The following is an 11,320-nucleotide window of genomic DNA, read 5'->3' on the forward strand; positions in this document are numbered from 1 at the left end:
TCGATAGGCAGAATATCAGCGGCTATAGATCTTCTAGCCGTGTATTAGCGGATTGGCGTGTAGGTTCTCGCGCCACCGTCCGAATTTTTGGACTCGACGGGCAGCCGGAAGATTCGACCCGATCTGCTGTACATGCGGTCACGCCAACTGTTGTAAGAACCACGCTTCGTTCCTCTCACGAGGAGCTGTACCTGCTAGCGAAACAGATTTAGTAAGACGCACGTAATACTAACGTATGTCCGGAGCAGCTACCGAAAACGATGGCGACGATGAGATAGTTACGGTGAACTTCAAGGTCACACAGTCGTTCCTCGATGAGATAGACGGGACATGGCAGGGGCGCGGCTTCAACAGTCGGAGCGAGTTCATCCGGTATACACTGCGCGATGCAATCGAGTTCCCGACGTTCGACCGCGACGAACTCGTAGCGCTCCTCGAAGCGGAAGAGGATATCCGCGAGGGGCGGACGATGAGCGCCGAAGAGGTCCGAGAGCGGTTCGGCACGGACGGCGATGAGTGACGGCGACTGGACGTGGGAACTCGCCTCGAAAGCACAGGATGATCTCCAACCGGATTTCGTTCCCCAGAATGCCGAAGGCCTCGTCTGGAGAAAGCCCTTCCAATTCGAGATGGGGAGTGAATCGAGACTGAGCCATGCTACCAATACGTACCCTACATTCATTAACTGTACTTCCAGACCGCCCGCGGGAGGCTGAGACGTTTGCAAGATACTCGGCAATATCTCTACGACTGAAGGTCTCGACAAGGCTTTACCACCGGTGGCGTGCGTTCATTTTTCTTTCACGCTGGATTGGCCTGACTAGCCGCTCGGTCGAGCCTGCGTATCGACCGCCTGAATCCCTACCAATTCCGATAGATATTCTGAGCGGCGTGCAAGATGGAGGGCGCGAGTCTTGGACTCTACTCAAACTGCTTGGACGGAACCGAATCGGCCGGTATAGGGAGTATATTTATCGTTTGGAATCGTTCTTGTCGCCAACGGGCATTCAGTCCGCAGTCTCGACGGGCCTCGTCATTGAGCTACAATCAGAACAGGTGCGTATTTCCTCGCTTAAAAGCCTCGAATTTGTCGTTTCGAGAGCCTGAGTAGCAGCTGTTACGGAAGTATCAGGTACAGAATCGGTGACACCTACTCACTGAAACTTTCGGAGGGGTAGATTCGAACCTCATCGCCGGTCAGGACCACCCGGTGCCCCCAGATGCGTGTACTCAGATAGACCGGGTGGTCAGTCCATTGGATGTCTTCGAAGACGTCAGGGTTGACCCAATCAACGAGCGTTGTCGGTTTCTCGAACGCATCGATATTGATAGCATGGAAGGCATTTACGATCGCCTCGCTCATCTCCTCTTCACTACTGAGCGAGTAGGCCACTAAATAATCTAACTCCCGCTCGTTCAGCAGCGGTAAGGAGGACATACTAAGAGTTAGGTACTTGCACATAATAAGTTCTAGCCTGACACACCATGCAATTTATAGAATATTCTTGGTAAAAATTAGCCGACAGTTACGCTTCAAATCAACCGTTTTCGGAGCTGCGAACGCGATTGTAAGCTGGATGGCGGATGGACAACGGCATCGTTATCCCGATACAAGCCATAGTATAGATAATGGTTCCCTCCAACAACCACGCTGAGCGGCAGCTGCCTCACAAGGCAACGCTCTATTGTCCGACTTGTACCCACGAAAGTTGCATTAATGGAGACTGGATCATCCACGTCCACTCCACCCATCTCGACTACGAATGTCCCGAATGTGGACATACGATCCAGTCTCGTTCAGATGAACCAGATATGATTACACCCGCGTAGAGAAATACCTCAGTTCAGGGACGTTAATTGACAGATCGGTAGCCAACAGACGGCATTTCTCAAGAGTTGATGTACCGGTGTCTGCGCAAAATCACCCGTAACGGACTGCTGAACCCATACTCTGTATCTTGCACGCCACTTGTGGTAGGAATCAGGTATGTTGCCACAGGTTCCGTTACATCGCTCACCTGCATCGACCGAACCAGTCGTACATTGGTTCGGGGACAAAACGGATTGGATAGATCGTGTTACCGGCCACTTCCTGACGCCTGTGTGAGACTCTATAACACCCACCATCGTCTCGCGGCTACGCCGCTCGATCGGTCGAGGGTTCCCTCCGGTCACCCTCGCGCATCTCTAAACACTTATCCGCCCGCCTTGGCTTAACTCGGGCATGAGCGATATCGTTGTCACGCTGCCGGACGGCTCCGAACTCGAACTCGAGTCGGGGGCCACCGTAGAGGACGCGGCCTACGAGATCGGACCGGGCCTCGGCAAGGACACCGTAGCGGGCGTCGTCGACGGCGACCTCGTCTCGAAGTACGACGAACTCGAGGACGGCGCGGAACTCGTCATCGTCACCGACCAGAGCGACGAGTACCTGCAGGTGCTGCGACACTCCGCGGCCCACGTCTTCGCGCAGGCACTGCAGCGTCTGCACCCCGAGGCGAAACTGGCCATCGGCCCGCCGACCGAGGAGGGGTTCTACTACGACGTGACGAACGTCGACCTCGACGCCGACGACCTCGAGGACATCGAGGCGGAGATGTACGACATCATCGAGGCCGACTACGACATCGAGCGCGTCGAGCGCTCCCGCGAGGAAGCCCTCGACCTCTACGAGGACAACCGCTACAAGCAGGAGATCCTCGCAGAGGAAGCCGCCGGCGAGGAGACCGTCTCCTTCTACGTGCAGGACGACTGGCAGGACCTCTGTCAGGGCCCCCACGTCGAGTCGACGGGCGAGATCGGCGCCGTCGAACTGCTGAACATCGCCTCCGCCTACTGGCGCGGCGACGAGGAGAACGAACAGCTCACCCGCGTCTACGGGACGGCCTTCGAGTCCGAGAAGGACCTCGAAGCCTTCCTCGAACGTCGCGAGGAGGCCAAGGAACGCGACCACCGGAAACTCGGCCAGGAACTCGACCTGTTCTCGATTCCCGAAACGACGGGGCCGGGGCTGCCGCTATATCACCCCAACGGCAAGCGAATCCTCCGGGAACTGGAGGGGTTCGTCGACCAACTGAACGACGACGAGGGCTACGAGTTCGTCGAGACGCCGCATCTCTTCCGGACGGAACTCTGGAAGAAGTCCGGCCACTACGACAACTACGTCGACGACATGTTCCTCCTCGACGTCAACGAGGAGGAATACGGTCTCAAGCCGATGAACTGCCCCGGTCACGCGACCATCTTCGATCAGGGCAACTGGTCGTATCGCGACCTGCCCATCCGCTACGCCGAGAACGGGAAGGTCTACCGCAAGGAACAGCGCGGCGAACTATCGGGCCTCTCGCGGGTGTGGGCCTTCACCATCGACGACGGCCACCTGTTCGTCAAGCCGGAATCCATCGAGCGGGAGGTCAACACCATCATGGACCAGATCAACGAGGTCCTCGACACGTTCGACCTCGATTACGAGGTGGCCCTCGCGACGCGCCCCGAGAAGTCCGTCGGCAGCGACGAGATCTGGGAGCAAGCCGAGAACCAGCTACGGTCGGTCCTCCAGGACAGCGGCATGGATTACGACATCGAGTCGGGCGACGGCGCCTTCTACGGCCCGAAGATCGACTTCGCCTTCGAAGACGCGCTGGGGCGCAAGTGGGATGGCCCGACGGTTCAACTCGACTTCAACATGCCCGAGCGGTTCGACCTCTCGTATACGGGCGAGGACAACGAGGAACACCGCCCGGTCATGATCCACCGCGCTCTCTACGGCAGTTACGAGCGCTTCTTCATGGTGCTCGTCGAGCACTTCAACGGCAACTTCCCGACGTGGCTGGCGCCCGAGCAGGTGCGCATCCTGCCCGTCTCCGACGACAACATCGGCTACGCCAAGCAACTCAAGAACCGCTATCTCGGCGATTTCCGCGTCGAGATCGAGGACCGCTCGTGGACGGTCGGCAAGAAGATCCAGACCGCCCACGACGACCGCGTCCCCTACATGCTCGTCGTCGGCGACAACGAGGAAGAGGCCGGCACCGTCTCGGTCCGTGACCGCTTCGAGAACGAGAAGAAGGACGTCGAAGTCGATGCGTTCCGGGAACACCTCGAATCCGAGATCGACGACAAACGGGTCGAACCCGACTTCATCAACGAGTAGCGCAACTACTCCTCTTTGTCCTCGTCTTCTTCTTTGATCTCCTCGAGTTCGGCCTCGATTTCGGGGTCCGAGGAGGGGGCGTCGGCCTCCGTGTCGGCCGCTGCTGGTTCGGCTTCACCCTCCGCACCGGTTTCGGACTTCAGCGTCTCCAGTTCGGCCTCGACTTCGCCCTCGCGGCGCATCTCTTCGAGTTCCTGGTCGATCTCGTCGCCGTCCGAAAGCGCGCTCTCGAAGGCCCCGCTTTCCTCGAGTTCGTCCATCGCGGCCGAGCGGGCTTCCATCTCCTCGGTCTGTTCGCGGGCCCGCTCGATGGAGCGGTTGATGTTCTCCATCTCGTCGCCGGCGCCGGTCATGGCCTCGCTGACGCGGGCGCTCGCCTTGGCGGCGTCATGGCGGGCCTTCATCGTCTCCTTTTCGGTGCGGAACCGCTGAATCCGGCTCTGCAGTTCGTTCTTCTTCTCGACGAGGTTGTCCTGCGTGTTCTGGAGGTTGGCGATCTGTGCCTCGAGGTCCTCGATCTGGGACATCTTCTGTTTCTTCTTCTCGAGAGCCTTCCGCGCGAGGTCGTCCCGGCCCTGCTCGACGGCCTGTCTGGCCTGCTTGTTGTGTTTGTCGACGTTCTCCTCGAGGCGGCGTTTCTGGATTTCGAGGCGCTTCTTCTGCGTCGTCAGATCGGCGATGCCCTGTTTGACGTTCTGGAGTTCGTCACGCAACTGCTCGTAGGAGTAATCGAGCGTCTCGTGGGGGTCTTCAGCACGGTTCAACAGCGCGTTCACTTTCGACCGGATGACGTAGGAGGCCCGCGAGAGGATACCCATACCCGGCTATTGTGCGTCACGGCCCTTAAAACGCTACGCGGCCGACCGGACACGCTCAAGTCGGCGTGCCCCGAAGGCCCGCTATGAGCGAATCCGTACTGGTACCGTCGGACCGCGACGTTCGCGGGACGCTGGATTCACCGGACAGTGACACCTGCGTCGTCGCCTGCCCGCCGCACCCACAGATGGGCGGCAGTCGGACCGATCCGAAGTTACGAGCGGTCAGCGACGCGCTCGACTGTGCCTGTCTCCGGTTCGATTACGGCGCGTGGGACGAAGGCGACGGCGAACTGGCCGACACGAGAGACACCTACGCGTGGGCGCGAGACCGATACGACCGCGTCGGCCTGTTCGGCTACAGTTTCGGCGGCTGTCTGGCGCTGGTGGCCGCGGCCCGCGAAAGCGAGGCGGGGCGGTCGCCCTTCGCCGTGGCCGCTCTCGCGCCAGCGGCCAACATCAACGCCGACATCGACGCGGTCGAAGCCATCGACCACATCGACTGTCCCGTCGGCGTGGTCTACGGCGAACGCGATACGACGGTCGACGCCGAGGCAGTCGCCGAGCGCGTCCGCGCCCGTGGCGGCACTGTCGAGGCCGTGGGTGCCGATCACTTCTTCGTCGGCCAGACGGCGAAGGTCGCCGAGACGGTGGCGTCACTTCTTATGTAGGTGCAGGCGCGTATCAACGGCCTGTTCGACCACCCGTCGTGGAACCTCACCCTCGTCGTCGACCGCCGCTGTCGCTGGGTGTGGGTGCTGGTCGCGACCGACGAGGGGCTGATGGAGGCCACGAAACGGGAAGCCGGGTTGTAGTCCCCCGAGTCGGCCGTCACTCGCTGGCGTGGCAGGCCGGCCCGAACCGGGTGGGTGTCGAAACCGTTTTGGCCGACGCTCGCGCACCATCGGTATGCCGACGGAGCTTACTGATTACGACCCCACACTGGGGAACAAGTTCATCTTCGTCACCGGTGGCGTGATGTCCGGCCTGGGCAAAGGCATCACAGCGGCGAGCACGGGGCGCTTGCTCGCCAACGCCGGTTTCGACGTGACGGCCGTGAAAATCGACCCGTATCTCAACGTCGATGCGGGGACGATGAACCCCTACCAGCACGGGGAGGTCTACGTGCTGAAGGATGGCGGGGAGGTCGACCTCGATCTCGGGAACTACGAACGGTTCCTCGACATCGACATGACCTTCGACCACAACATCACGACGGGCAAGACCTACCGCCACGTCATCGAGAAGGAACGGGCCGGGGACTACCTCGGCGACACCGTCCAGATCATTCCCCACATCACCGACGACATCAAACGCCGAATTCGGGAGGCCGCCGAGGGCCACGACGTCTGTCTCATCGAGGTTGGCGGGACCGTCGGGGACATCGAGGGGATGCCCTACCTCGAAGCCCTGCGACAGTTCGCCCACGAGGAAGACGACGAGGACATCCTCTTTACCCACGTTACCCTCGTCCCCTACTCGAAGAACGGCGAGCAGAAGACCAAGCCCACCCAGCACTCCGTCAAGGAGCTCCGTTCTATCGGCCTCCAGCCCGACATCCTCGTCGGCCGCTGTGAGGACAAACTCGACCCCGAAACGAAGGAGAAGATCGCGCTGTTCTGCGACGTGCCGACCGACGCCGTCTTCTCGAATCCCGACGTCGAGGACATCTATCACGTCCCGTTGATGGTCGAAGAGGAAGGCCTCGACGAGTACGTCATGGAGCGGCTGAACCTGGCCGACGAGGCCATCCCGGCCGACGAACGCGAAAACGAGTGGCGCGACATCGTCACACAGGAGACGACCGACGAGGTCAACATCGCCCTGGTCGGCAAGTACGCCCTCGAAGACGCCTACCTATCGATTCACGAATCGCTCAAACACGCCGGCTTCGAGACCAACACCGACGTGAACGTCCTGTGGGTCGACGCCGACGAGATGGACAACGACCACGCCGAACGCATGGAGAAGGCCGACGGCATCATCGTCCCCGGTGGCTTCGGCGCCCGCGGGACCGAGGGCAAGATCGAGGCCGTCCAGTACGCCCGCGAGAACGACATCCCGTTCCTCGGCCTCTGTCTCGGCTTCCAGATGGCCGTCGTGGAGTTCGCCCGCAACGTCTGTGGCTTCGAGGGCGCCCACTCCGCGGAGATGGAGGAGGACACCCCCCACCCCGTCATCGACATCCTGCCCGAACAGTACGAGATCGAGGACATGGGCGGCACGATGCGTCTCGGTGCCCACGAGACCGATATCGAACCCGGCACGATGGCCCACGACATCTACGAGGACACCTCCTGCACGGAGCGTCACCGTCACCGCTACGAGGTCAACCCCGAATACATCGACGACCTCGAAGACGCCGGCCTCGTCTTCTCCGGCCGCGCCGGCAACCGGATGGAGATCCTCGAACTTCCCGAGCATCCGTTCTTCTTCGGGACGCAGTTCCACCCCGAGTTCCGCTCTCGGCCGGGCCGGGCCTCCCCACCCTTCCTCGCGATGCTCGAGACGATTCTTGAGGAAACCGAATCCACCGAAGAGGTGACCGCATAATGGTAAACACCGACGAATTCATCGACGAGAAGATCGAGGAGATCAGCGCGGCAATCGGCGACGCGAACGCGGTTATCGCCCTTTCGGGCGGCGTCGACTCATCGACGGCCGCCGCACTGGCCTACGAGGCCGTCGGCGACCAGTTGACCCCCGTCTACGTCGACACCGGACTGATGCGCAAGGGCGAAACCGAGGGCGTCCGCGAGACGTTCGACTACATGGAGAGCCTCCGCATCGTCGACGCGCGCGACCGGTTCCTCGACGCCCTCTCGGGCGTCACCGACCCCGAGGAGAAGCGCCACGCCATCGGCGAGCAGTTCATCCGTGAGTTCGAGACGGTCGCCAACGAGGTCGACGCCGACTACCTCGTCCAGGGGACCATCTATCCGGACCGCATCGAGTCGGAGGGGACCATCAAGTCCCACCACAACGTCGGCGGCCTCCCCGAGGTCGTCGATTTCGAGGGCATCGTCGAGCCGATGCGCGACCTCTACAAGGACGAGGTTCGGGAGGTCGCCCGCGCGCTGGACCTCGAAGATGTCGTCTCCGAGCGGATGCCGTTCCCCGGTCCCGGCCTCGCCATCCGCGTGCTCGGCGAGGTGACCGAGGAGAAACTCGAGGTCGCCCGCGAGTCCAACCACATCATCGAGGAGGAACTCGAAGAATACGACCCGTGGCAGGCGCTGGCCGCCGTCCTCGGCAAGGCGACGGGCGTCAAGGGCGACAACCGTGTCCACGGTTGGGTCGTCTCGGTTCGGTCGGTCGAATCCCGAGACGGCATGACCGCCCGCGCACAGGAGATCGACTGGGAGACGCTTCAGCGCATCCAGTCCCGCATCACGGGCACGCTGGATAACGTCTCCCGCGTCGTCTACGACGTGACCCACAAACCCCCGGCAACCATCGAATATGAGTAAGGTAATCATCGCAGGCGGCGACCCCGACGAACTCGGCGAAGCGCTCGAAGACAACGGTGCGGACGTCTCCTATGCCGAGGGGACGGCAAACCGGCCCGCCCTCGAAGAGGCGGGTATCGTCGACGCCGACATCATCGTCATCACCGATGCCGGCCTCGCGACCTCGGTCCCCATCGCGACGGACCTCAACCCCGACGTGCGGGTCGTCTTCTACACCCGCGACTCCGTCCCGGAGTTCGTCAAGGGACAGGCCGGCCACATCGTCGACCCCGAGTTGCTCGACACCGAGGCCGTCGCCGAAGAACTCGTCTAACTACTGTTTTTACCCCATTCGACGCAGCCTAGCGGGAACCGGCCAACCGGCGCAGACGGTCACTCCCGCCTCTTTTAAAGGGAATCCCGTGACCCATCGCGGCGACCTCGAACTCCGGGGCTGCCGCGGCGAACGACTCGATACTCCGCTCGACGGCGTCGGGGTCGTCACAGATAAACCACGGTGCGGGCCGCAACTCGCCGCCCCGCTCGATGACCAGATCGCCGAGGAAGGCCGCCTCCAGGTCCCCGTGAACGTAGGCGGTGTGGCCCGGCGTGTGCCCCGGCGTGTGGTAGGCCGAAAAGCCGCCGATTGCGTCGCCATCCGCGACCGGGTGGACCCTGTCGGCGGCGACCTCCGGCACGAAGGGGCCGGCGACGAACTGGGTAAAGCGCTTGATGTTCCGGGGGAACGGCTGCGTTTCGCCCGTCAGGAAGGGCGCGTCCGCACGGCCGATGTAGACGGGAGCGTCGATTGCCAGTTTGGCTATCGACCCGACGTGGTCGATGTCGTAGTGCGTGACGAGGATTCGCTCGATGTCCCCGAGACCGAAGCCGGCCTCTTCGACGGCAGTTTCGACCGTCAGGGTATCGAACGGCGTCCCCGCGTCCACGAGCGTCACGCCGTCGCCGTCGGCGACGAAGTAGGCGTTGACGCCGCTGGCCTCGTACCACCACACCCCATCGCGAAGTTCCGTGACCATATCGACCGCTGGGCCGCGGACAAGTAAAATACGACGGCGAATCCCGCCGGGCGGCTACGGCTTCGGGGCGGCCTTCTGGAGGGCGGTTTCGGCGATATTGCCGCCGTAGTCGGCGCTCCGCGACAGCGAGTCGACGATGAGGCCGAGCAGTTGGGCCTGCTGGGGTTCGAGTTCGCGTATTTCGTCGTCGACCCGCCGGGAGAGTTCGTCGATCTTCGTCACGCGCTGGCGGGCGTCGTTGGCGAGGCGGGTCGCCCGGTCGGAATCCTCCTCCAGCAGGGCGTCCATCGCCATTCCGATGATCTCGGTCGCCTCGTCGTGGAGGTCCTGAAGCGCGTCGGCCGCGTCTTCCGGCGGCAATCCGAGCGTGTCGGCGTGGGTGGCGATCTTGGCGGCGTGGTCGCCGACCCGTTCGAGCTGGCGGGCGCTGGAGTGGTAATCGAAGCAGGTCTCGCGGTCGAGACCGATGGTCGCGGCCGCCGATGGGTCCCGAAGGACCGACCGGAACACGCGGGAGACCATCGACCACAGGCGGTCGAGGTCGTCGTCGCGCTGGACCACGTCGGCCGCGAGGTCGTCGTCGTCCTCCAGGAGGGCGGTGACGGCGTCGGCCAGCATCGTCGTCGAGACGAGTCGCATCCGCGTGATGGCGTTGTGGATCGACAACTCGGAGGAATCCAGCAGGTCCTGCAGTTTGACCCGTTCGGCGGTTTCGCCGATGACTTCGAGACCCACGAGTCCCTGCGTGGCCTCCCGAATCGTGCGCCGCTGGGCGGCGGTGACCTGTTGGGTCTCCAGCGTGATGATATCGAAGCCGCTGACGTACATCGTCACGACCGCTCGCATCAATTCGTCGTCTTCGAGGCCGGTGATATCGAGCGTCCCCTCTACCTTCTCTTCCTCGCGACGGGGCGTCAAGAGTAAGGAATCGTCCTCTGGATAGAACTCGACGACGCTCCCACCGCTGACGTCGTTTTTCGTCGCCCACTCCTTGGGCAGCGAGACGGTGTAGGTAGACCCACCCGTAACCTGCACCTTTCGGGTTTCCATATCACGGCTATGAGTGGAGGGATATAAATTACTACTGGGATATATAGACGAAACGCGTTTTCTAAGACCGCCATACCAGTACCACTCGAGTCAGCATCGATTCGCGAACCAGGATGTCGGTCGACAGCTGCTTCGAGAACATAGAACTATATAGAAATCATAGATGGGTATTTAGGTACTCGGATACCCGTTGCGAACAACGACGCACGGGTAGGCGCGTGGCTCGGGGTCGATCGCGTGCGGATGCGGCCCGAGACGGAAACGAGACCAACTGACAATGAGTTCGGACAACACGTTCACCGAGACTGAATCGGAACCGGAATCGCTCGCCGACTCCCCGGTCGCCGGCCTCGAAGACACGGGGCGCGACGGCACGGGCAGAACGATCGTCGAAGCCGAGAACATCAGCGTCTGGTACGACGAAACCCAGGCGCTGAACGACATCTCGATGGAGATTCCAGAACAGCAGGTGACGGCGCTCATCGGCCCCTCCGGCTGTGGGAAATCCACGTTCCTGCGGTGTATCAACCGTATGAACGACCTCATCGACGCCGCGCGCGTCGAGGGGAACCTCCGACTGTACGACAAGAACGTCTACGACGACGACGTCGACCCGGTCGCCCTCCGCCGGAAGGTCGGCATGGTGTTCCAGAAGCCGAACCCGTTCCCGAAGTCGATCCGCGATAACGTCGCCTACGGGCTGAAGATACAGGGCTACGACGGCGACATCGACGAGCGCGTCGAGGAATCCCTCCGCGGGGCGGCGCTGTGGGACGAGGTGAAAGATCAGCTCGGCTCCTCGGGGCTGGACCTCTC

Annotated in this window: 12 protein-coding genes; 8 read left to right on the forward strand and 4 right to left on the reverse strand. The window is 61.9% G+C overall.

Annotated elements, in window-relative coordinates; translation table 11 throughout:
* Positions 1-235 precede the first annotated feature (235 nt).
* Positions 236-520: a ribbon-helix-helix domain-containing protein gene (locus V5A53_RS08965; protein ID WP_332313262.1), complete on the forward strand. Its 285-nt coding sequence runs from the start codon at positions 236-238 to the stop codon at positions 518-520.
* A gap of 630 nt (positions 521-1,150) precedes the next feature.
* On the opposite strand, the gene V5A53_RS08970 is transcribed toward V5A53_RS08965, so the two are convergent.
* Positions 1,151-1,438, reverse strand: coding sequence for a hypothetical protein (locus V5A53_RS08970; RefSeq protein ID WP_332313263.1), 288 nt, complete (start codon positions 1,436-1,438; stop codon positions 1,151-1,153).
* Positions 1,439-2,224: 786 nt separating this feature from the next.
* Here V5A53_RS08970 and thrS point away from each other — a divergent pair.
* Positions 2,225-4,153, forward strand: a complete 1,929-nt coding sequence (thrS, locus tag V5A53_RS08975) for a threonine--tRNA ligase (RefSeq protein WP_332313264.1) — start codon at positions 2,225-2,227, stop codon at positions 4,151-4,153.
* 5 nt (positions 4,154-4,158) lie between these two features.
* Here thrS and V5A53_RS08980 read toward each other — a convergent pair whose 3' ends face one another.
* On the reverse strand, positions 4,159-4,971 hold the full coding sequence (locus V5A53_RS08980) for a PspA/IM30 family protein (protein WP_332313265.1): 813 nt from the start codon (positions 4,969-4,971) through the stop codon (positions 4,159-4,161).
* Between the two features lie 83 nt (positions 4,972-5,054).
* On the opposite strand from V5A53_RS08980, the gene V5A53_RS08985 reads away from it, so the two are divergent.
* The 5 genes from V5A53_RS08985 (at position 5,055) to V5A53_RS09005 (ending at position 8,751) form a co-directional block, all read left to right on the forward strand.
* Positions 5,055-5,639, forward strand: a complete 585-nt coding sequence (locus V5A53_RS08985; protein ID WP_332313266.1) for an alpha/beta hydrolase — start codon at positions 5,055-5,057, stop codon at positions 5,637-5,639.
* The gene (locus V5A53_RS08990; protein ID WP_332313267.1) at positions 5,640-5,783 is read left to right on the forward strand and encodes a hypothetical protein; all 144 of its coding nucleotides are present in this window, start codon (positions 5,640-5,642) and stop codon (positions 5,781-5,783) included.
* A 94-nt stretch (positions 5,784-5,877) separates the two neighbouring features.
* Positions 5,878-7,521 carry a glutamine hydrolyzing CTP synthase gene (gene pyrG / locus V5A53_RS08995; RefSeq protein WP_332313268.1) on the forward strand — a complete coding sequence of 548 codons (1,644 nt, stop codon included), beginning with the start codon at positions 5,878-5,880 and terminating at the stop codon, positions 7,519-7,521.
* Positions 7,521-8,438, forward strand: coding sequence for a glutamine-hydrolyzing GMP synthase (gene guaA, locus V5A53_RS09000; RefSeq protein ID WP_332313269.1), 918 nt, complete (start codon positions 7,521-7,523; stop codon positions 8,436-8,438). The genes pyrG and guaA overlap by 1 nt, the downstream gene beginning before the upstream one ends.
* Positions 8,431-8,751 carry a DUF7126 family protein gene (locus tag V5A53_RS09005; RefSeq protein WP_332313270.1) on the forward strand — a complete coding sequence of 107 codons (321 nt, stop codon included), beginning with the start codon at positions 8,431-8,433 and terminating at the stop codon, positions 8,749-8,751. Before guaA ends, V5A53_RS09005 begins: the two co-directional genes overlap by 8 nt.
* 28 nt (positions 8,752-8,779) lie before the next feature.
* Here V5A53_RS09005 and V5A53_RS09010 read toward each other — a convergent pair whose 3' ends face one another.
* Both V5A53_RS09010 and V5A53_RS09015 read right to left on the reverse strand, forming a co-directional pair.
* Positions 8,780-9,454, reverse strand: a complete 675-nt coding sequence (locus V5A53_RS09010; RefSeq protein WP_332313271.1) for an MBL fold metallo-hydrolase — start codon at positions 9,452-9,454, stop codon at positions 8,780-8,782.
* 54 nt (positions 9,455-9,508) lie between these two features.
* Positions 9,509-10,504: a PhoU domain-containing protein gene (locus V5A53_RS09015; RefSeq protein ID WP_332313272.1), complete on the reverse strand. Its 996-nt coding sequence runs from the start codon at positions 10,502-10,504 to the stop codon at positions 9,509-9,511.
* A gap of 277 nt (positions 10,505-10,781) precedes the next feature.
* Between V5A53_RS09015 and V5A53_RS09020 the strand changes: the two genes are divergently transcribed.
* A partial coding sequence (locus tag V5A53_RS09020; RefSeq protein ID WP_332313273.1) for a phosphate ABC transporter ATP-binding protein occupies positions 10,782-11,320 on the forward strand: 539 nt, incomplete at its 3' end.

Source organism: Natronomonas sp., from assembly GCF_036625485.1.
GTDB lineage: Archaea > Halobacteriota > Halobacteria > Halobacteriales > Haloarculaceae > Natronomonas.